Here is a 20,883-nt window from a genome sequence, read left to right as displayed (position 1 = left end):
CACCCATCCTGATTGGCCAGGGCCTGATTCCATAGGATCCCGGAAACTGCAACACACCAGGGGCGCATGGCCGACGCAGCAACCCAACCGGCCTGGGAGGCCGTGATCGGTCTCGAGACCCACGTGCAGCTGGGAACGGACAGCAAAATTTTCACCGCGGCGTCGACCACCTTTGGCGATGACCCCAACACCCACATTGATCCGGTGGTGTGCGGTTTGCCCGGCACGCTGCCTGTTCTGAATCAGAAGGTTCTCGAATATGCGGTGAAGGCCGCGATGGCGCTGAATCTCAACATCGCCGAACACAGCAAGTTCGACCGTAAGCAGTACTTCTATCCAGACCTGCCGAAGAACTATCAGATCTCTCAGTACGACCAGCCGATCGCTGAGGAGGGTTGGATTGAGGTGGAGGTTGCTGAAAAGGGAAAAGACACCTACCTCAAGACGATCGGGATCGAGCGTCTGCACATGGAGGAGGACGCCGGCAAGTTGGTGCATGCCGGCAGCGACCGCCTGGCGGGATCCACCCATTCCTTGGTGGATTACAACCGCGCCGGTGTGGCCCTGGCCGAGATCGTCAGCAAGCCGGATCTGCGCACCGGTCGCGAGGCGGCGGAATACGCCTCAGAGATCCGCCGGATCATGCGTTATCTGGGTGTGAGCGACGGCAACATGCAGGAGGGATCCCTGCGTTGCGACGTCAACATCTCGGTGCGCCGTGGGCCGGATGCGCCCTTCGGCACGAAGGTGGAGATCAAGAACATGAACTCGTTCTCGGCCATCCAAAAGGCCTGCGAGTACGAGATCAAACGTCAGATCAAGGCCTACGAAACCGGTGAGCCGATCGTTCAGGAGACCCGCCTCTGGGATGAGGGCAAGCAGCTCACCAAGAGCATGCGCAGCAAGGAGGGGGCCAGCGATTACCGCTACTTCCCTGATCCCGACCTGGGCCCCATCGAAGTAAGCGCCAATCAGCGGGAGTCCTGGCGCTCGGAACTTCCGGAGCTGCCGGCAGCCAAGCGGCATCGCTATGCCCAGGACCTGGGTCTGTCCCAGTACGACGCCAGGGTGCTCACCGACGAGCGGCCGATGGCGGATTACTTCGAGGTTGTTGTGAGCGCCGGTGCCGACGCCAAGCTTGCAGCGAACTGGATCACCGGCGACATCGCCGCCCATGTGAACAGCAACCGGCTTAGTTATGCCGAACTGCCCTTCCGCCCGGAGCAGTTGGCTGAGATGGTTCAACTGATCGATGGTGGCAAGATCAGTGGAAAAATCGCCAAAGAGATCCTTCCGGAGCTGCTTGAAAAAGGCGGCTCTCCCAAGGCGATCGTCGATGAGCGTGGCCTCGGGATGATTAGCGATCCGGCTGCGATTGAGGCGATCGTCGACGAGCTGCTCGGTGCTCATCCCGATGAGGTGGAGGCCTTCCGTGGTGGCAAGACCAAGTTGCAGGGCTTTTTCGTTGGACAGTTGATGAAGAAGACTGGTGGTAAGGCCGATCCCAAGCTGGCCAACCAGATTCTCAGCAAGAAACTCAAGGGTTGATGAGCGGAGCAGCAGCCATTCCCGACACCTGGAAGGAGTGGTTGCTGCAGAACCGAGATCGTGGCTGTGATCCTGAGGAGCTAATGCAGCGGGCTCTCGGTCAGGGTTTTGCGCGAGATGCGATTGCGGACGTTCTCCAATCGACATCGCAGGCGCCGACTGCTAAGGGCTCACCCACGGCTGATTGGCTCACCTGGTTCGAGGCACCCCTGACTCGTCCTGAACATCGGCCGCGTGCCTGGCGCCTGGATACGTCTCTCGCCCAGGTCTATGAGTTGCCTGCACTTCTCAGCCACGAGGAATGCGAGGCGGTGATCGAAGCCATCAATGCGTCACTGCAGCCATCGACGGTGACCCGTGGCACCAGCGATTACCGCACCAGCCGAACCTGCCATCTGCGTCAGAACCATCCGCAGCTTGCTGCGCGTCTTGATCAGCGGTTTGCGGCGCTGTTTGGCGTGGATCCGCGTCTGTCGGAACCCATCCAGGGTCAACGCTATGACCCAGGCCAATACTTCAAGGAACACACGGACTGGTTTGCGCCTGGGACGAAGGAATACGCCACGCACACAGACAGCGGTGGGCAACGCACTTGGACGGTGATGGTCTATCTCAATGCTGTTGAACGTGGCGGAGAAACCCTGTTCCGCCGCCTTGGCCGTTCCTTCACGCCTTTGCCTGGTATGGCGTTGGCCTGGAACAACCTTCAGGCCGATGGAACCCCCAATCCCTTCACGCTGCATGAAGCCCTGCCCGTGGAGGAGGGGAACAAATGGGTGATCACCAAGTGGTTCCGTGCCGACGTTGGGCGGAACGGTTAACCACGATTCGCCTCCCCCATGCTGCTGAGCAGCGCCATGGCTTGGGTTTGCCAAGCACCGGGTTTGCCTTGATTGGAAAGAACGTGATCCGCCAGGGCACGTTTGCGACTCAGGGGCCATTGGGCGGCGATGCGGCCTTGGGCGGCTGCAGGACTTAGGCCGTCGCGCGCGATCAATCTCTTGAGTTGCTGGGATTCATCGCAGTCCACAAGCCAGATTTCGCTGCAGAGTGATTCCAAACCCGCTTCGAACAACAGCGGAATCATCAACACGATCGCTGGCGTCTCGGCATGGCGTGTGAGTTCTTGATCGAAGCGGTCCCGCACGATCGGGTGAATCAGTTGCTCGAGCCAGTGCCGCTCAGCGGAGTCTTGGAACACGATCCGACCCAGTGCCGCTCGGTCGATGGTCGCTGCCTCCTTTGCTTGAACTGCTGAGCCATACCGCTGCAGCACGGTATTGGTGGCGTTTCGACCGGGCTCGAGGGCCTCTCGGGCGAATTGATCCGCATCCAACACCGGGAGGCCTTGTTGCGCCAACCAACGGCCCACGCTGCTTTTGCCGCTGGCAATCCCGCCTGTGAGCCCGATGCGTCGTTGCGAGAACCGCTCGCCAGGCGCCATGGTGTCGGAGCAGGATGCATTCAGTGTCTCGCGGCGGATTAGCGGTGGCGATGGCTTCTTCTTGGCAACCAATCCAGGGTGGTGTCACGGCATCGGAGGGGTTCCAAGCGGCAGGCATCGTTGCGGGTCTCAAGCCCTCGGGCAAGCCAGATCTGGCCCTGTTGTTGGCACCGGAGGCGGCCGTTTGTGCTGGCACCTTCACCACCTCAGTGGTGCGGGCGGCCTGTGTTGATCTTTGCCGTGATCGCCTCTCCAGCAATGGTGGCCAGGTCCGTGCGGTGTTGATCAATTCTGGTCAGGCCAATGCCTGCACCGGTGATCGCGGTCTGGTCGACAGCCAGCGCGCCACCCAAGTGCTCGCTGATCAGCTCGGCTTGGATGCGGAGTCGGTGTTGATCTGCTCCACCGGCGTGATCGGTGTGCCGATCCCGATGACGACATTGTTGGCCGGGTTGGCTCCTTTGGTGGAGACCTTGGATGATGAGGGTGGTGATGCCGCTGCCAACGCCATCCTCACCACAGATCTGGTGGATAAGCAGGTGGCGCTTGAACTGGAGCTGGAGGGTCGCCGGGTGCGCATTGGAGGGATGGCCAAAGGCTCGGGAATGATTCATCCCGACATGGCCACGATGCTTGGCTTCTTCAGTTGCGATGCCGGCGTCGACGCCGCCGTCTGGCAGGGGATGGTGCAGCGGGCGGTGCAGCGTTCCTTCAATGCCATCACCGTGGACGGAGACACCAGCACCAACGACACCGTGCTGGCCTTCGCGGCAGGCCCGCCGCTGCCGAAAGAGCACCATGCAGTTCTGGAACAGGGCCTCACCCAGGCGATGCAGCACCTCGCCAAGGCCATTGCCCGGGATGGCGAAGGAGCGACCTGTTTGATCGCAGTACAGGTCGAGGGAGCTGTGGATGAGGCCTCGGCGTTGCAGGTGGCGCGCACGGTGTGTGGCTCTTCCTTGGTGAAAACCGCTGTCCATGGCCGGGATCCGAATTGGGGGCGGATCGTGGCTGCTGCAGGTCGCTCCGGCGTGTCCTTTGATCCAGATGCGGTCGCCCTGTGGATTGGTGCGCATCAGTTGATGGCGGCAGGTCAACCCTTGGCCTTTGATCGTGGTGCAGCCAGCGAAGTGTTGCGGCAGGATCACGTCACGATTCGCCTCTCCCTGGGGAATGGCACAGGCTGCGGTCAGGCCTGGGGTTGTGACCTTTCGGATCAATACGTGCGCATCAACGCCGATTACACTACGTAAGCTAAGAACCCTGTGATCACCCCCATTCGGAGGAATTGATTTCTAGGGGTAACATCCTTCAGTTACGTAATTAATTCCTGCTCTAGTCCACCGAAATCAACAGGAATCACGGGTGATATCGATGCAGCGCTTTCAGATAGAGAACCAATGATTCATCAGACGTGTTCATTGGGATGCAAAAGCTCCCGAGGAAGTTCTTTGTTGCCAGAAAAAGCCGAGCAGGCTAATGCTTCTTGCGCAAAATTCCTTGCCAATTGGCGCGATTAACCCTTTGAGTGCAACACTATGGGGCAATAATATGTTACGTGCCCTTCTGGATTTGCGTGGCATATTCTTGGTGCTTGGCAAAGGCAAGTCGAATAACCGGATTCAATCTTTTTAATTCAAGAAAGCTAGTCGTCAAAGTGTTAATTGCTGCCCCGGAAGTATTGTTGGCTCAGTGCACATATTTACAGCCCTCAAAGGAGTAATGCACAAGGTGCATGGCATAAGCTATTTTCTGGCTTCTCGCAGATACTTAAATAGGTCTTCCTCAGTAGAAAGATTATAAATATTGCCATAAGATTCCATTGTTTTGATATAGTTGATTGACCCAAGATTTTCGGTGAGAGAATGAAGCAATTCGCGGTTATCAAATCTCTTAAAAGGAGGCTTATGCTCAGGATTGAACAACGACCTTTTCCATATTACTGTCTGAGGATTGCCAGATTTAACTATTGTGGAATAATCATAAGAACGCAAATAATGATTTATTAAGTAGAGAACCTTGTAAGTATCGCCATGCCATTTTTGAGAGACTTCAACATTATCTTGAACACTCCAACGCCTTGCTTCATAGCATAATTCTTGCGATCTAAGAGAGCTGTACATGTCACTTGGAAGAGTGTCGTCTATCAGAATCAATGACTCCGGCCTGCAAAAGCAGAGAGAGTTGCAGAGGTCCGCAAAAGTTTGTTCATATGTGTGAAGCCCGTCCAAATAGACAATATCAAACTTAATGTCTTGACGGAAGCCGTTGAAAAATTTGTCGCTTTTTGTGCTATAAAACAACACCTTTGAGCTTGAGTATTGTTGAGTATCAAACTTAAATCTTGGGTCAACAGCGACCTTAGTCCCATCAAATGACAAGCTATTGAATACCTGCCCTTTCCATACTCCGATCTCAAGATAGTTCTTTGCATCAATAATAGCGCTTAATTCATTAATCCTTCTAATCGTATCGATGGTCATTTTGAGATTTTAAGAAAATAACAACCAGTTAAGCATTGGATTAGATGAAGTTGCGGATTTCATTAAGGTTTATATGAACTGACGCTATGAGCAGTTAAGTATTCAAAAAAAATCAAACTGCTCAATTAATAAATCAGCCTGTCCCTTCAGTAAAATGAAGTCAAGTCGGTGGTTGCGTTGCTAAGCGTCTTCAGCAAATGAAAAGACTTTTCGCCACTGCAATCGCCTTATCAATGCTTTGTGCGCTGCCAGCAGCCGCTGAAACTGTGCTTAGCCATCGTGATTTGTCTCATAACTAATCTACTGAACATAGCAACAGTTTAATATGGCTTATTCTTAAAATAGAAATGAATGATTTAGAATAATGCAATGAAAATGGCGCCTTGTATATGGCCAATCAGGCAATCTAATCTTTTTATCGAGAGAGTAGAGATTCATTTGTGGTGAAGATAAGTAAATGAAGCACCTAATTGCTGTTGCTTCTCTAATGGCTTTTCTATTCCTGCTCAGGCGGAGGCAATTTATCTACTAATTAAATCAGATGTGAAGGGTGCTGGTTTAGCAGTTCACTCAATCCAAATGTCCTCACAAGAGCGGTGTGCAGAGGAAGCTGCTTCATTAGTGATTAGATGTTAGGGTTACATCTATCAGGATTTGAGATCTGCGTGGACAGCGTGAAAGAATTGCAAGAGCAGCTGAGAAAGGTTGCCTATGATTTTATTCCAAAAATCAAAGAGCCCCTACGGCATATACACACACGCAAATACAAATTCAGTTGTATAGATAAAAAAGGAGATGACAAACAAGAAAATTCCAGCCTCTTCTCTCTGGTTCTCGTTGAAACCAGAAAATCGCAGAGTCGAGCGCTGAAAATAGCAGTCAAAGCTCTCCTGAGGAAGGTCAATGCGCCATTAACTTTGATATGCGGGAGCAAGAATGCAGTAGACGTTTATAATATAATGCAATCGTTAGAATGCGGAACTTACAAAATTCTGCTGATAGAAGAAATTATTCAATGCGCAAATGACTATAACGAGTTACTGATGAGTATTGATTTTTGGAATAACATTTACCGTACGGAAAAGGTCATTGTTTTCCAGGCTGACTCAGCGGTATGCGAAAAGAGTGATTTTATAATTAACGATTTTCAGAATTTTGATTATATTGGTGGCCAATGGAAAATTTGTCGCCCTTGCGGTCTTGATATCTACGGTGGATCTGGGGGTTTTAGTCTCAGAGACAGGAAATTTTCTATGCAAGCACTGCAATTATTTGGAGACGTGCCTTGGCAATTCGGTGAGGACGGTTTTTATGGTTTTTTTATAGACGTCCTTGGAGGAAATGTAGCCAGAGAAGAAGAGATTAATCAATTCTGCTCAGAGAAACAATGGAAAGAGGGCTGCTTTGCTGTTCACAAGCTGAGGGTTGATCTTGACGATCAAGAACTTATTCAATCATTGGCAATTCATTGTCCCCAATGGTTAAAAATAAAGAATATTGATCATCGCATTTTTAATGTTGATTAGCTTCGACTGCGCGATTTGAAGCCTCCGTTCTGAATCCCTGTCACAATCCGAGTCTTCGTCAGACCACCTGTGGACAAGACCAGCACTCCTGACGCTCCCGATGTGACCCAGCCCCGTTTCTGGGTGGGCCCCCTTGTGGCTGGTTGTTGTTTTGCCCTCGGCTACGGCATCACCGATCGGGTGCTGACGCTGCAGACCAATGCTGAAGATCCCGCCCCTCAGGCCTTCGCTCCGCTTGCGTTTCCAGGGGATTCCTTGCAGGAGATCCGAGCCCGGTTCAGCGATGGCGATGCAGATCTGCAAGTGGATGTCACAGCCCTAGAGGCCGCCGATGCTGCGAGCCGACCGGCCAAGCCAGCGGTCAAGACAACGATCAAACCCGATCTCGCTCTGCAGACGCCCCAACCCCCGGTGTGGACGGCCCCTGTTTGGTCTGATCCCCAAACCATCGCCCCAGATCCCGAGCTCGATCTGCAGCAGGCAGTCCCCGAAGCAGGTGGACCCGCGCCATCCACAGTCCAGGAGGAGGAGCTGGACTTGGGTCTGGTGGATGACGGCACCAACGATTCGCTGGTCTTCCCTGAGCCCACAGATGCCGCCCCTGCTGTTGTCCTCCCTGCCGATGATTCATCGGTGTTGATGGCTGAGCCGGGTTCAGCTGTAGTGCCCCCGGGCGCGGAAGCTTTTTTTGAAACCATTGAGCCCGTGATCCCTCCTCAGCCCTGATCTCCTGTTGGATCTGCCACAGTTGAGCCTGTCTGCTTTCGGTTCATGGGTTCCTCGGAGGCCTTGATTCGCGCCACCGTGAATCGCATCAGCGCGCGCCTGGGCCACGGCTTTGCGGACGCTGCAGCGGAGCTGGCGGTGTTGGCGCAAGACGCCCCGCAGCGGCTGCGTCAGGAATGGGATCTATTTCAGGACGAGGTGCTTGCAGAGGCGGAACGGATTGAGCGGGGTGATCAGGCAGTGGTAAGCACGGATGGGGAGCCCTCCGCGGAACAACCGGAGACCCCTCAAGCGGTCATTGATCGCCTCCGGGCCACGGTGGCTGATCTCAGTCAAGCGGTCGAGGCACGCCCCTGATGCTCGGACTGCTGCGAGCGCTTCGGATCTGGCGCTCTGTCCTGACCCTGCTGCTGTTGCTTTGGTGGGATGGTCAGTCCTGGACTTATCGCGGTGGTGTGACGGCGGAGCGTCGTGCTCGTCGTCAGCAAGGCCGAGCTCGCTGGTTGACGTCTGAGCTGCTGTCTCTGGGTTCAGCTTTCATCAAGCTGGGGCAGCTGCTGTCTGCAAGGCCAGACATCCTCCCTGCGGGCTGGGTGGCTGAACTTGAGGCGCTGCAGGACAGCGTTCCGGCATTCAGTTTTGATCAGGTGCAGACCGTTCTCGAACGAGAGCTTGGTCAGCGCTGTGCAGAGGTCATCGACCTTGACCCGGAGCCCCTTGGTGCTGCCTCTTTGGCCCAGGTGCACCGCGCCAGCCTGCGGAGTGGCCGGCAGGTGGTGCTCAAGGTGCAGCGGCCTGGCCTGGACCGTCTGTTTCGCCTTGATCTTGAGGTGATGCAGCAGGTGGCGGCTGTGCTGCAGCGCCACCCCAGTTGGGGCCGTGGTCGAGATTGGCCGGCGATGGCACGCGAATGTCGACGTGTTCTGCTGCGTGAGCTGGATTTCCGGGTTGAGGCCCAGTATGCGGCGCGTTTTCGTCAACAATTTCTGGATGACGAACGGATCAGGATCCCAGGTGTGATCTGGGAGTTGAGCAACCGCCGTGTGCTTTGTCTCGACTATCTGCCAGGCATCAAGGTCAATGACCGTGAGGCGTTAATCGAGGCCGGTATTGATCCAGTCAAAGTGGCTGAAGTGGGTGCGGCCAGCTATCTCAAGCAGTTGGTGCGGTTTGGTTTCTTTCATGCCGACCCCCATCCCGGCAACCTTGCCGTCGCTAGCGATGGCGCTCTCATCTACTACGACTTCGGAATGATGGGCCTGTTGTCGGATGGTTTGCGTCGACGCCTCGGGGCCATGGTTCGCGCTGCTGCCGCCAGGGATTCAGCGGCGTTGGTGGAGGAAATGCAGGCTGCCGGGGTGATCTCCAGAGGCATTGATGTTGGTCCGGTCCGTCGTCTTGTGCGGCTGATGCTGCAGGAGGCCCTGACCCCACCGTTCACGGCCAATGCGATCGACAAACTCTCCGGAGATCTCTACGACCTGGTCTACGGGCAGCCCTTCCGTCTGCCGGTCGAACTCATCTTCGTGATGCGAGCGCTATCCACGTTCGAGGGAGTTGGCCGCAGTCTCGATCCCGCTTTTAGCTTGGTTGCAATTGCCAAGCCCTACCTCCTTCCACTTATGACCTCAAGCGGCTCTGGCAGCAATGATCTGTTCAATGAACTCGGCCGTCAGGTCGGGGCTCTCAGCAGCCGTGCTGCTGCCTTCCCACGACGTCTTGATGAAAGTCTTGAACGCCTAGAGCAGGGCGACCTTCAGCTTCAGGTGCGTCTCGGTGAATCGGATCGCCAGTTCCGCCGGATGGCCCTTGCACAGCAGTCCATCGGCCAGTCGGTGCTGCTCGGATGCTTGGCTTTGGCCACAGCCATTGTTGGTGCGAGTGCCCGCCCGCTCTGGTCGATTCTTCCGGCTGCTGCTGCTTTGCCTGTTGGATTGGGCTGGTTCCAAATGCAGGTCAAGATCCGTCGCGATCAACGGTTGGAGCAGTTGCCCGGTTCCAACCGTTAATCGTCTGGGGCCTGAGATCAGGCCTTGCCGCGGGGGCCCTGGGCGACAGCACCGGCGTAAACGGCCTGGCTCCCCAGTTCGTCTTCGATGCGCAGCAGCTGGTTGTACTTCGCGACCCGCTCACTGCGGCTGAGGGAACCGGTCTTGATCTGCCCGGCGCGTGTGGCGACGGCGAGATCGGCAATCGTGGTGTCTTCGGTTTCGCCACTGCGGTGGCTGATCACGCTGGTGTAACCGGAGCGACCTGCTAGATCGATGGCCTGAAGGGTTTCCGTGAGTGAGCCGATCTGGTTCACCTTGATCAGGATCGAGTTGGCCGTGGCGCTGTCGATGCCTTGCTGAAGGCGCTTGGTGTTGGTCACGAACAGGTCATCACCCACGAGCTGCACCTTGCCGCCGAGGCGTTCGGTTAGCAGCTTCCAGCCATCCCAGTCGTCTTCGGCCAGGCCGTCTTCGATCGAAACGATTGGGAATTTGTCCACCAGTTGTTCCAGCTGGCCGACCATCTCTGCGCTGGTGTAGCTGCCACCATCAAAGGCATAGCGACCGTTCTCGAAGAATTCGGTGCTGGCGACGTCCAGAGCAAGGGAGATCTGCTCGCCGGGCTTGTATCCCGCCTTGGTGATCGCTCCCACCAGGATTTCACCGGCTTCCACGTTGCCCAGATTGGGGGCGAAACCGCCTTCATCGCCCACGGCGGTGCTCATGCCTTTGGCACTGAGCAGCCCTTTGAGTGTGTGGAACACCTCGGTTCCCATGCGCAGCGCTTCGCGGAAGCTCGGAGCCCCATGGGGGACCAGCATGAATTCCTGGAAATCCAGGCTGTTGGCGGCATGGGCGCCACCGTTGATCACGTTCATCAACGGCACCGGCAGCAGGTTTGCCATTGGACCGCCGAGGTAGCGGTAGAGGGGAATTCCCAGGCCGTTGGCGGCAGCGCGAGCGGTGGCCATGCTCACCGCCAGGATGGCGTTGGCACCCAGGTTGGATTTGTTGTCGCTTCCGTCCAGCTCCAGCATCGCGGCGTCCACAGCGGCCTGATCCAGGGCCGAAAGGCCGCAGAGGGCTGGTGCGATCCGCTCTTCGATGTGATTCACGGCTTGGCCTACACCTTTGCCCATGTAGCGGTCGCCGCCATCACGCAGTTCGTGGGCTTCGTGGGCGCCGGTGCTGGCACCACTGGGAACGATGGCCCGTCCCATGGCACCTCCTTCGAGCAGCACTTCGGCTTCAACCGTTGGGTTGCCGCGGGAATCGAGCACCTCTCGGGCCACGATGGTGTCGATGACGAGGTCGAGGGAATCGATCACGTTGGGACGCACGCTTAACCCGGGGATCCTATGAGTCGCCCCTCTCTCCCCTGTTGTGACGGGCCATACCTGGCCAGAATGATGGGAGGTAAATCCTGAACGACGCTCACCCATGCGGATGCTTCACACCATGCTTCGGGTTGCTGATCTGGAGCGGTCTTTGAGCTTCTACACCGAAGTTCTGGGCATGCAGCTTCTGCGTCGAAAGGATTACCCCAGCGGCCGCTTCACCCTGGCTTTTGTTGGCTATGGATCAGAGCAGAATCACACGGTTCTGGAACTCACCCACAACTGGGACACCGAGAGCTACATCTTGGGTGACGCCTATGGCCACATCGCTCTGGGGGTTGAGGACATCCGCAGCACCTGTGCCGGGATTGCCGATAAGGGAGGCCGCGTGGTGCGGGAACCTGGCCCGATGAAGCACGGCACCACCGTCATCGCCTTTGTTGAGGATCCGGATGGCTACAAGGTGGAATTGATCGAGTTGTCCTCCAAAGTCCCCGCCTGAAACGGATGACCCCATCCCCAGCGTTGAACGGCAGCCTCACCCATGAGCCGGATCGCTTCAGCGATGCGGCCTGGGATCTTTTGCTGAGTGGTCAGGACGTCGCCCGTCGCTGGCGCCATGAGCAGTTGGATGTGGAGCATCTGATTCAGGTGCTGTTCACCGACCCCTCCTGCCGCCGCATGGTGGAGGGATTGCCCCTCCCAACCGATGCGCTCTTGGATCGATTGGAGGATGTGCTGGCCGATCAGCCCTCTGGGCGCGGCGATGAGTTGTTCATTGGTGATGACCTGGAGCAGCTGCTCGATGCGGCCGATGCCATTCGTCGGCGCTGGAATGGCGACGTCATCGATTTGCCGGAATTGCTGATGGCCATCGGTGCTGATCCACGGATCGGTGCCGAATTATTTGCTGGCTTTGGTGTTTCAGCGGATGAGCTTGAGCAGCTGATCCAAAGGGGTTCCGCTGAAGCCTCTCCCCCCCAGGAGGCTCCACGCCGCCAACGGGTGGCCCGCGCTCCGTCATCGTCCCGTCAGCCCCGTGCGTCGGTTCCTCCCAACGCAACTCTTCTCTCCCCTGACCCTGAGGTCGTTGCGCCCGTCCTCGCTCCAGAGCCTGCGCCGCAGCAGCCCACGGCGTTGGAGTCCTATGGGCGGGATCTCACCGAAGAAGCAGAGGCGGGCAGCCTCGATCCGGTGATCGGTCGCGATTCCGAAATTCGCAACTTGATCAAGGTGCTCTCACGCCGGAGCAAAAACAATCCGGTGCTGATCGGTGAACCCGGCGTTGGCAAAACAGCGATTGCGGAGCTGTTGGCCCAGCGGATCGTGGCGGGTGAAGTGCCGGAATCTCTACAGGGTCTGCGCCTTGTGGCTCTGGACCTTGGGGCCTTGATCGCCGGCGCCAAGTTCCGTGGTCAGTTCGAGGAACGCCTGCGGTCGGTGCTTGAGGAGGTGAGCGGCTCCGATTCCGGCGTGGTGTTGTTCATCGATGAGCTCCATACCGTTGTTGGCAGCGATCGCAGCAGCACCGATGCCGGCAGCCTGTTGAAGCCAGCCCTCGCCCGTGGTGATTTGCGCTGCATCGGCGCCACCACGCCGGAGGATTACAGGCTCACGGTGGAGAAGGATCCTGCCCTCAACCGCCGCTTTCAGCAGGTGGTGATCCGGGAGCCAGATCTGGAGTTGAGCCTCGAAATTCTGCGGGGCTTGAAGGAGCGCTACGAGCTTCATCACGGCGTCACGATCACCGATGAAGCGATTCAGGCGGCCAACCGTCTCGCCGATCGCTACATCAGCGACCGCTGTCTGCCGGACAAAGCCATTGATCTGATCGATGAAGCGGCGGCGCAACTGAAGATGGAGGTCACCTCCAAGCCGCAGGTGGTGGAGGAAGCCGAGGCGGATCTGCGCCGCGTTGAACTGGCCTTGCTCGCTGCTGAGCAGGCGCCTGAATCGGAGCGGATTCAGTTGCAGCGCAACCGGCTTGAAGTGTCGACGCGATTGGACGATCTGCGGCGTCGCTGGCAGCAGGAGCGCGGTCAGCTGGAGGAACTCGGTCAGCTGCTTCAGCAGGATGAAGACCTGCGCCATGCCATCGCTGAAGCCGAGCGGGATGGCGACCTCGAGGAGGCGGCTCGGTTGCAGTACGACCAGTTGCATCGGGTGCAGCAGCGTCGGGATGAATTGGAGGCGTCCCAGGCGGAGGCGCAGACCTCCGGAACTGCTCTGCTGCGCGAGCAGGTGGAGGCCGGTGACATCGCTGATCTTGTGGCCCGCTGGACCGGGATCCCAGTGCAGCGGCTGCTGGCGGGTGAGCGCCGCAAGCTGCTGCAACTGGACGCCCATCTCGCCGAACGGGTGATTGGCCAGGGCGAGGCGGTGATCGCCGTTGCCGCTGCCATTCGCCGTGCCCGTGCTGGCATGAAGGATCCGCGTCGCCCGGTGGGATCGTTCCTGTTCCTCGGGCCGACCGGCGTGGGCAAGACCGAGCTGGCCAAGGCGCTTGCAGCGTCGTTGTTCGATGAAGAGGAGGCGCTGGTTCGCCTCGACATGAGTGAGTTCATGGAGCGCAATGCCGTGGCTCGGCTGATCGGTGCTCCTCCTGGGTATGTCGGCTACGAGGAAGGCGGGCAGCTCACTGAGGCTGTGCGGCGTCGTCCCTATGCGGTGCTGCTCCTCGATGAAGTGGAGAAGGCGCATCCCGATGTATTCAACCTGCTGCTCCAGGTGCTGGATGACGGCCGACTCACCGATTCCCAGGGCCGCACCGTCGATTTCCGCCACACCGTGGTCGTCATGACGAGCAACCTGGCCAGTCCGGCGATCCTTGAACATGCCCGCTCGGGATCCACGGACGAGTCAGCCCTTCAACAGCAGGTGGATGCAGCGCTGTCGAGTCAGTTCCGGCCTGAATTCCTGAACCGTATCGATGAGGTGATTCGTTTCCGCCCCTTGGAGGTGGCTGATCTGGTGCGCATTGTTCAGTTGCAACTGCAAGATCTCGCCGCCCTGTTGGCCGAGCAGGGTCTTGCTCTTCTTGTGGATGATGCTGTCGCCGAGGCCATGGCCCGTCAGGGCTATGAACCCGAGTACGGGGCGAGGCCACTGCGACGGGTGTTGCGGCGCCAGCTGGAAAATCCGCTCTCCACGCTGCTGCTCGAGGAACGCTTTACCGGTGCCAGTGGTGTGACGGTGCGGTTGGGCGAGGCCGGTGCAGATTCCTTGGTGTTTGATCCCATGGGAGTTTGAGGGCATCCGGTAGGGTGGTTGTTTGGCGAAGTGCCAGCCGGCACCGTTGTCAACTTCCGGTCCCATCCCCGTGACCAGCCCCATCTCTGAGGACACCACCACATCTGACGGCTCAAAGGCCGCCGCCGATCCCACCCAATCCGGTGGATTTTTGGCGGACACGGTTGATGAGCTGAAACTCGTGGTTTGGCCCAGCCGCCAGCAATTGTTCAGCGAATCCATCGCTGTGATCCTGATGGTCAGCCTTTCGGCGGCCACCATTGCGGCTGTCAGTCGCTTCTTTGGGTGGGCTTCGTCCCAGGTGTTCCGCTGACTCGATATCACCTTTCTCGCCGTGCCCGACGACCTGACCACACCGGACGCCCCTGAGGTGCTTGATCTGCCAGCCCCGAATGAGGGGGAAGATGGCACCTTGCCTTTGGAAGCTGTCGCCAACACGGCCATTGCCCGCTGGTATGCCGTTCAGGTGGCCTCCAGCTGCGAGAAAAAGGTCAAGGCGACCCTCGAGCAGCGCGCCGTCACCCTGGGGGTGAGCAATCGGATTCTTGAAATTGAGATTCCCCAGACGCCTGCCGTCAAGTTGAAGAAGGACGGCACCCGTCAGTCCACTGAGGAAAAGGTGTTTCCCGGCTATGTGCTCGTCCGGATGGTGCTGGATGAGGACACGATGATGGCGGTGAGAAGCACCCCGAACGTGATCAATTTCGTGGGTGCTGAGGACCGCCGTGCCACTGGTAAGGCCCGTGGTCACATCAAGCCACGTCCCCTCAGTCGGTCTGAGGTTGATCGCATCTTCAAGCGGGCGGCTGAGAAGAAGACCGTCGTCAAGGTGGATCTGACCGAAGGCGATCAAATTTTGGTGACGGCGGGTCCGTTCAAGGATTTCCAGGGAGAGGTGATCGAGGTGTCCGGCGAGCGCAACAAGCTCAAGGCCCTGCTCTCCATCTTTGGTCGAGAGACGCCGGTTGAACTGGAGTTTTCTCAGATCAGCAAACAGAACTGATCCATGCGGCGGCCGTCTCCCTGCGGAGGGCGGCCTCAGGAGTGGGCAACCATTCCGCCGCACCCGACCCGAGGGTCTGGTGATCCGCAGCTGTCCAAACCACCCAGCCGATGGCCAAGAAAGTCGTAGCTGTGATCAAGCTGGCCCTAGATGCCGGCAAAGCAAACCCCGCGCCGCCGGTGGGCCCTGCCCTCGGTCAGCACGGTGTGAACATCATGATGTTCTGCAAGGAGTACAACGCTCGGACGCAGGACAAGGCCGGTTATGTGATTCCGGTGGAGATCTCGGTCTTTGAAGACCGCAGCTTCACCTTCATCACCAAGACGCCTCCGGCGTCGGTGTTGATCACCAAGGCCGCGAAGATCCAAAAGGGATCCGGTGAGTCTGCCAAGGGCAGTGTTGGATCGATCAGTCGGGCTCAGCTCGAGGAAATCGCCAAGACCAAGCTCCCTGACCTCAACTGCACCAGCGTTGAGTCCGCTATGCGGATCATCGAAGGCACCGCCCGCAACATGGGCGTTTCCATCAGCGACTGACGTCGCTGCATCTCTTCTCCAACCCATTCGGGGGAGACATCGCTGATGTCGCCTGAACCCCACCTCTGAACATGCCCAAAATCTCTAAGCGCCTGGCCAGCCTGGCCGGCAAGATCGAGGAACGTGCTTACGCCCCCCTCGAGGCGATTGCCCTGGTAAAGGACAACGCCAACGCGAAATTCGACGAGACGATGGAGGCCCATGTGCGCCTCGGCATCGATCCCAAGTACACCGACCAGCAGCTGCGCACCACTGTGGCCCTGCCCAATGGCACCGGCCAGAGCGTGCGCATCGCTGTGGTGACCCGTGGTGAGAAGGTGGCTGAAGCCAAGGCCGCGGGTGCTGAACTCGCCGGTGAAGAAGAACTGGTGGAAACCATCAGCAAGGGCGAAATGGATTTCGACCTGCTGATCGCTACCCCAGACATGATGCCCAAGGTGGCCAAGTTGGGTCGGGTCCTCGGCCCCCGCGGCTTGATGCCCAACCCCAAGGCGGGCACCGTCACCACGGATCTTGCGGCTGCGATTAAGGAATTCAAGGCCGGCAAACTTGAATTCCGTGCCGACCGCACCGGCATCGTCCATGTCCGTTTCGGCAAGGCCAGCTTCAGTCCTGAGGCCCTGCTTGAGAACCTCAAGACGTTGCAAGAGACCATTGACCGCAACAAGCCCAGTGGTGCCAAAGGCCGTTACTGGAAGTCCCTGTATGTGACCTCCACCATGGGGCCCTCCGTTGAGGTCGATTTCTCTGCCCTGCAGGACATTGAGCAGGGGAGCTGATCAGGCTCTCCTCTACACTCAACCTTTGGCGAAAGCCAAATCGGGCACGCGCCCGGCCAGAGACAGCAGGATGTCTCTGGGCATGACGTCAGTCATTCCCATTGATGTAATCCCTGCCGAGGCAGACGCGACACGGTTTTGTCCCATTCGGGGTTGGATCGGCACGCGGCCTCGTCTTCGTTCAGAAGACTCGATCGGCCGTGTGCCCGGCTTGTTCCTTTGATCCGATCCAATCCCTATGGGCCGCACGCTGGAGAACAAGCAGCAGATCGTCGGAGAGCTCAAGGAGCTCCTCGCCGACGCCGAACTGGCACTTGTCCTTGATTTCAAGGGCCTGTCCATCAAGGAGATGTCTGACCTGCGGGATCGTCTGCGGGCCAGCGACAGCGTTTGCAAGGTGACCAAAAACACCTTGATGCGCCGTGCCATTGATGGCGACAGCAACTGGGCCAGCCTCGACTCCCTGCTGACCGGTACCAACGCCTTCGTCCTGGTGAAGGGCGATGTTGGTGCTGGTGTGAAGGCCGTTCAGACCTTCCAGAAGGAACTCAAAAAGTCCGAGACCAAGGGCGGCCTTTTCGAAGGCAAGCTTCTGTCGCAGGACGAGATTAAAGCCATTGCTGATCTCCCCTCCAAGGAGCAGCTCATGGCTCAGATCGCCGGTGCCATCAACGCCGTGGCCACGAAGGTCGCTGTGGGCATCAACGAGGTTCCCTCTGGTATGGCCAGGGCGCTCAAGCAGCACGCCGAAGGCGGCGAAGGCTGATTCGGCTCTGCCGAGACCACTGTTCATTGATCTGTTGCTTCCCCTTTCAAAACCATGTCTGCAAAAACCGACGAAATTCTCGAATCGCTGAAATCCCTCTCCCTGCTTGAAGCTTCCGAGCTCGTTAAGCAGATCGAAGAGGCTTTCGGTGTGTCTGCCGCAGCATCTGCTGGTGTTGTGATGGCTGCCCCCGGCGCTGCTGGTGGTGGCGGTGGCGAAGCCGCTGAGGAGAAGTCTGAATTCGACGTCATCCTCGAAAGCTTCGACGCTGCAGCCAAGATCAAGGTCCTCAAGGCCGTCCGCAACGCCACCGGCCTCGGCCTCGGCGATGCCAAGGCTCTGGTGGAAGCTGCCCCCAAGCCCGTCAAGGAAGGCATCTCCAAGGCCGACGCCGAAGCTCTCAAGAAAGAGATCGAAGAAGCAGGCGGCAAGGTCACCCTCAAGTGATCGCCTAGGGAGAGGGCATGCCCCTCTCCCCCGCTTGTTGTCGCTCAGCCACCGGTCCCTCGTGGGCCGGTTTTTTTATGTTTTTCGGCTGCCAACAAAAAAGCCCCGCCAAAGGCGGAGCTTTCGTCGAGAGGAACACGTTCAGGAGTCTGTCCTTGTTTCGACCCTGAAGAGGCGTTCAGCACTCCTCACACAAATGCAAACTAAGAGCGAGGATTTGATTGTCAGCCCCTTTCTGGTCGCTCTCTCGACTGGCACTGTGCCGGTTTGCCGTCAACGGCCGTAGGGAATCACCTGCAATCGAATCGGGCCACTGCTAACGATGCGGCTGGCTGTTGTTCGACCTGCTCTTCTGCGCGTTGGTCTTGCGGCAGGGAGGGGAGGTGGTGCGACCGGTGGCATCGGCGTTCCCAATCGCCTGAATCCGGAACGTTGGCCATGACTGCTGGCCCGTGCGAGCAGCAGGTTCACCGGTGCCTTGTGGGCAAAGTACAGATGGTTCAGCTTGCGCCCTTGGTAAACGCGCCGTTCCAGTGCCCAGCCAGGTTCCAGTTGCAGGGGGACGAATCCGTTGGGATCACGACGGTGGACCGGGGCCTGCCCGACCAGGAGTGGTGCCCGTTGCTGGGGGTCGAGGGCCTCAAGTTTCAGTGATGCGCCGGATTGTTTGAGACGGAAGCGGAAGCGGGTTCCGAGATCTTGGTCATCGCTGCGCAACGAGTAGCCATTGCTGTCCAGGTAGCGCTTGCAGATTCTGGTGAAGTCGAAGCGATTCAGGCTGGGCTCCACCAGTCCGTCCTGGCGTGGCGTCCAGCAGCGCGGTTGGGGCTTGATTTGTTCCAGAACCAGCAATTTCCACTGGGCCCTCCCAACGGGTTGTGCGAGTACAGCGAAGCGCTCCTGTGGAACTGCTGTGCTCTCAAACAGGGGCCGCGCCGCGCCCTCCTGCGGTAGGCCAGCGCCCATCAGCCCCACGGCAGTCAGGCCGGCAGCCCGCAGGTAGGTTCGGCTCATGCACGGTGACGCCAGAAACTGTGTTGTACCGAACAGTGTTGGGACAGATCAATGGCCGAAGGACGGGGACGTGTCGTGGCTGCAGCGACGGACGGCGCCTGCAGCGGCAACCCAGGTCCGGGAGGTTGGGGCGCGTTGTTGCGTTTCGAAGACGGCAGTGTTGAGGAATTCGGGGGCCATGCGCCCGACACCACCAACAACCGCATGGAATTGCAGGCGGCTTTGGAGGTGTTGCAACGCCTTGAGCAGCTGCCCCGTCATCCGGACCTCACTCTGCGTACCGACAGCAAATACCTGATTGATGGGCTGGGCTCCTGGATCAAAGGCTGGAAGCGCAAAGGCTGGAAGACGGCTGCCGGCAAGCCAGTGCTCAATCAGGATCTCTGGAAGGCTCTGGATGCCGCCCGCTTGGATGACGTCCCGCTGCGGTACGTCAAAGGCCATAGCGGCGATCCAGACAATGAACGGGTGGATCGCATCGCTGTGGCGTTCTCCCATGCCGTCCAGCCGGATTTAGCCCTGCAGCAGGGATCATCCGAGCCGCCGTCTGCGGAGGCTGCTCTAGAGGCTGCCCCAGAGGCCGCTCCCAAGCCTTTGCTGCAGTTGTTGTCACGATTGGAGTTGGCGGATCGCTTGGCGCAGGGCGGATACAGCCTGTCGTTGCTGGAGCTGGCGCAGCTGGTGGAACAGCCGTTCAAACAGCTGGAAACCAAGCGGGAGAGCTGGATCTGGAGGGACTGGACTGTCCATCCCCAGGAGGATGGCCGCTGGACCCTGCAACGCCGCGAGGCAGGATCAGGACAGTCCTGAGGCAGAGCATGTCGCCGTCCTCTTCGGCCGGACCGCTCAGCAGCGGTGTCTTCTATCAACGTTGGCTTGGCCCGGTCTTGGCGCGAGACGACGGTCTGGATGCTGAACAGCTATCGCGTACAGCGCTCACGGCGCTGGCTCAGGCCAGCCTGCGGCGTCGTTGGCCAGGGGTGTCCACGGTGCTCGATGGCGTGGCGGCTGATCTGCAACGGCGTGATCTGCGCTTGGAGCAGATGTTGTTTGGCTGCCGTTTCCCCAACCCGGTGGGCTTGGCAGCGGGATTCGACAAAAACGGCGTGGCGGCTGGTATCTGGGATCGCTTCGGCTTTGGTTTCGCTGAAGTGGGCACGGTGACCTGGCATGGCCAGCCGGGCAACCCCAAACCACGCCTGTTTCGTTTGGCGGAAGAACAGGCAGCGTTGAACCGGATGGGATTTAACAACGATGGTGCCAAGGCGCTGTTGAAAACCCTGGAGCGACAACGTTTGGACCCGCCGGGTCGTCGCCCATCTGTTCTGGGGATCAATGTCGGTAAATCCAAGATCACAGATCTGGAGCAGGCTCCGGATGACTACGCGGCCTCCCTGGAGTTGTTGTCTCCTTTGGCGGACTACGCAGTGATCAACGTCAGCTCCCCCAACACCCCCGGGCTGCGGGATCTGCAAGACACCACCCAGCTGCGACGGCTTGTGGAGCGGCTGCGACGCCTGGCGGCCTGCCCTCCGCTGCTGGTGAAAATCGCGCCGGATTTGGATGATGAGTCGATTGATGCCATTGCTCGCCTGGCCTTTGAGGAAGGCCTGGCTGGCGTGATCGCTGTCAACACCAGTCTCAATCGGCTTGGCCTGGAGCAACGGCGTCTGCCTCAGACGGGACGCACCCTGGCGGAGGAGGCCGGTGGCCTCAGCGGTGCCCCCCTGCGTCACCGAGCTCAGGAGGTGGTTCGTCGGTTACGGGCCAGTGCCGGCCCTGCGTTGCCGTTGATCGGCGTGGGTGGGATTGACTCCGCGCAAGCCGCCTGGGAGCGCATAACCGCAGGTGCCTCCCTGGTGCAGCTCTACACCGGTTGGATCTTTCAGGGGCCGGATCTGGTGCCGCGGATTCTGGAGGGTCTGCTGTTGCAGTTGGATCGCCATGGCCTCCGCAACATTGCGGAGGCATCCGGCAGCGGTTTGCCCTGGCAGGACTGAACTGGATGCATCAAAGCCATCTCATCTGCTTGAT

Annotated in this window: 21 protein-coding genes; 17 read left to right on the top strand and 4 right to left on the bottom strand. The window is 58.5% G+C overall.

The window, feature by feature from the left end; translation table 11 throughout:
* Positions 1 to 66: 66 nt before the first annotated feature.
* Both gatB and FZZ92_RS05305 read left to right on the top strand, forming a co-directional pair.
* Positions 67 to 1,548, top strand: coding sequence for an Asp-tRNA(Asn)/Glu-tRNA(Gln) amidotransferase subunit GatB (gene gatB / locus FZZ92_RS05310; protein ID WP_226397447.1), 1,482 nt, complete (start codon positions 67 to 69; stop codon positions 1,546 to 1,548).
* On the top strand, positions 1,548 to 2,369 hold the full coding sequence (locus tag FZZ92_RS05305) for a 2OG-Fe(II) oxygenase (protein ID WP_226422740.1): 822 nt from the start codon (positions 1,548 to 1,550) through the stop codon (positions 2,367 to 2,369). The genes gatB and FZZ92_RS05305 overlap by 1 nt, the downstream gene beginning before the upstream one ends.
* Here FZZ92_RS05305 and coaE read toward each other — a convergent pair.
* Complete coding sequence (gene coaE, locus FZZ92_RS05300) at positions 2,366 to 2,992, bottom strand: dephospho-CoA kinase (RefSeq protein ID WP_226397445.1); 627 nt, start codon at positions 2,990 to 2,992, stop codon at positions 2,366 to 2,368. The genes FZZ92_RS05305 and coaE overlap by 4 nt on opposite strands.
* 50 nt (positions 2,993 to 3,042) lie before the next feature.
* Here coaE and argJ point away from each other — a divergent pair, with 50 nt between their 5' ends.
* Positions 3,043 to 4,245: a bifunctional glutamate N-acetyltransferase/amino-acid acetyltransferase ArgJ gene (gene argJ / locus FZZ92_RS05295; RefSeq protein WP_226397566.1), complete on the top strand. Its 1,203-nt coding sequence runs from the start codon at positions 3,043 to 3,045 to the stop codon at positions 4,243 to 4,245.
* 492 nt (positions 4,246 to 4,737) lie between these two features.
* Here argJ and FZZ92_RS05290 read toward each other — a convergent pair whose 3' ends face one another.
* Entirely contained in the window at positions 4,738 to 5,475 is a 738-nt protein-coding gene (locus tag FZZ92_RS05290; protein WP_226397444.1) for a class I SAM-dependent methyltransferase, read from the bottom strand.
* 665 nt (positions 5,476 to 6,140) lie between these two features.
* Here FZZ92_RS05290 and FZZ92_RS05285 point away from each other — a divergent pair.
* The 4 genes from FZZ92_RS05285 to FZZ92_RS05270 all read left to right on the top strand — a co-directional run bounded on the left by FZZ92_RS05285 (position 6,141) and on the right by FZZ92_RS05270 (position 9,736).
* Complete coding sequence (locus FZZ92_RS05285; protein ID WP_226397443.1) at positions 6,141 to 7,001, top strand: DUF5672 family protein; 861 nt, start codon at positions 6,141 to 6,143, stop codon at positions 6,999 to 7,001.
* A gap of 69 nt (positions 7,002 to 7,070) precedes the next feature.
* Complete coding sequence (locus FZZ92_RS05280) at positions 7,071 to 7,727, top strand: hypothetical protein (RefSeq protein ID WP_226422739.1); 657 nt, start codon at positions 7,071 to 7,073, stop codon at positions 7,725 to 7,727.
* A 45-nt stretch (positions 7,728 to 7,772) separates the two neighbouring features.
* Positions 7,773 to 8,084 (top strand): hypothetical protein, encoded by a 312-nt coding sequence (locus FZZ92_RS05275; RefSeq protein ID WP_226397441.1) that lies wholly within the window; start codon positions 7,773 to 7,775, stop codon positions 8,082 to 8,084.
* Complete coding sequence (locus tag FZZ92_RS05270; RefSeq protein WP_115024555.1) at positions 8,084 to 9,736, top strand: AarF/ABC1/UbiB kinase family protein; 1,653 nt, start codon at positions 8,084 to 8,086, stop codon at positions 9,734 to 9,736. Before FZZ92_RS05275 ends, FZZ92_RS05270 begins: the two co-directional genes overlap by 1 nt.
* Before the next feature lie 17 nt (positions 9,737 to 9,753).
* On the opposite strand, the gene eno is transcribed toward FZZ92_RS05270, so the two are convergent.
* Positions 9,754 to 11,046, bottom strand: coding sequence for a phosphopyruvate hydratase (gene eno / locus FZZ92_RS05265; protein ID WP_226422867.1), 1,293 nt, complete (start codon positions 11,044 to 11,046; stop codon positions 9,754 to 9,756).
* A 112-nt stretch (positions 11,047 to 11,158) separates the two neighbouring features.
* Here eno and gloA point away from each other — a divergent pair, with 112 nt between their 5' ends.
* The 8 genes from gloA (at position 11,159) to rplL (ending at position 17,835) form a co-directional block, all read left to right on the top strand.
* On the top strand, positions 11,159 to 11,557 hold the full coding sequence (gloA, locus tag FZZ92_RS05260; RefSeq protein ID WP_226397440.1) for a lactoylglutathione lyase: 399 nt from the start codon (positions 11,159 to 11,161) through the stop codon (positions 11,555 to 11,557).
* A 5-nt stretch (positions 11,558 to 11,562) separates the two neighbouring features.
* Positions 11,563 to 14,304: an ATP-dependent Clp protease ATP-binding subunit gene (locus FZZ92_RS05255; RefSeq protein WP_226422738.1), complete on the top strand. Its 2,742-nt coding sequence runs from the start codon at positions 11,563 to 11,565 to the stop codon at positions 14,302 to 14,304.
* Between the two features lie 70 nt (positions 14,305 to 14,374).
* Positions 14,375 to 14,617: a preprotein translocase subunit SecE gene (gene secE, locus FZZ92_RS05250; protein WP_186570826.1), complete on the top strand. Its 243-nt coding sequence runs from the start codon at positions 14,375 to 14,377 to the stop codon at positions 14,615 to 14,617.
* Between the two features lie 21 nt (positions 14,618 to 14,638).
* The gene (gene nusG, locus FZZ92_RS05245; RefSeq protein WP_115024550.1) at positions 14,639 to 15,307 is read left to right on the top strand and encodes a transcription termination/antitermination protein NusG; all 669 of its coding nucleotides are present in this window, start codon (positions 14,639 to 14,641) and stop codon (positions 15,305 to 15,307) included.
* A gap of 110 nt (positions 15,308 to 15,417) precedes the next feature.
* Positions 15,418 to 15,843, top strand: coding sequence for a 50S ribosomal protein L11 (gene rplK, locus FZZ92_RS05240; protein ID WP_006851160.1), 426 nt, complete (start codon positions 15,418 to 15,420; stop codon positions 15,841 to 15,843).
* A 71-nt stretch (positions 15,844 to 15,914) separates the two neighbouring features.
* On the top strand, positions 15,915 to 16,622 hold the full coding sequence (rplA, locus tag FZZ92_RS05235) for a 50S ribosomal protein L1 (RefSeq protein ID WP_226397438.1): 708 nt from the start codon (positions 15,915 to 15,917) through the stop codon (positions 16,620 to 16,622).
* Positions 16,623 to 16,860: 238 nt separating this feature from the next.
* Positions 16,861 to 17,388 carry a 50S ribosomal protein L10 gene (rplJ, locus tag FZZ92_RS05230; RefSeq protein WP_006851480.1) on the top strand — a complete coding sequence of 176 codons (528 nt, stop codon included), beginning with the start codon at positions 16,861 to 16,863 and terminating at the stop codon, positions 17,386 to 17,388.
* A gap of 54 nt (positions 17,389 to 17,442) precedes the next feature.
* The gene (gene rplL, locus FZZ92_RS05225) at positions 17,443 to 17,835 is read left to right on the top strand and encodes a 50S ribosomal protein L7/L12 (RefSeq protein ID WP_115024546.1); all 393 of its coding nucleotides are present in this window, start codon (positions 17,443 to 17,445) and stop codon (positions 17,833 to 17,835) included.
* A gap of 273 nt (positions 17,836 to 18,108) precedes the next feature.
* Here rplL and FZZ92_RS05220 read toward each other — a convergent pair whose 3' ends face one another.
* Entirely contained in the window at positions 18,109 to 18,849 is a 741-nt protein-coding gene (locus FZZ92_RS05220; protein ID WP_226397437.1) for a DUF3747 domain-containing protein, read from the bottom strand.
* A 51-nt stretch (positions 18,850 to 18,900) separates the two neighbouring features.
* On the opposite strand from FZZ92_RS05220, the gene rnhA reads away from it, so the two are divergent.
* Both rnhA and FZZ92_RS05210 read left to right on the top strand, forming a co-directional pair.
* Positions 18,901 to 19,659: a ribonuclease HI gene (rnhA, locus tag FZZ92_RS05215; protein ID WP_226397436.1), complete on the top strand. Its 759-nt coding sequence runs from the start codon at positions 18,901 to 18,903 to the stop codon at positions 19,657 to 19,659.
* Positions 19,660 to 19,667: 8 nt separating this feature from the next.
* Positions 19,668 to 20,849, top strand: a complete 1,182-nt coding sequence (locus FZZ92_RS05210; RefSeq protein WP_226397435.1) for a quinone-dependent dihydroorotate dehydrogenase — start codon at positions 19,668 to 19,670, stop codon at positions 20,847 to 20,849.
* Positions 20,850 to 20,883: the final 34 nt, after the last annotated feature.

The organism is Synechococcus sp. MU1611 (assembly GCF_020514255.1).
Classification (GTDB): Bacteria; Cyanobacteriota; Cyanobacteriia; order PCC-6307; family Cyanobiaceae; genus Parasynechococcus.
The sequence above is the reverse complement of the archived record's forward strand: the minus strand, read 5'-3'. Positions and strand labels throughout refer to the sequence as shown.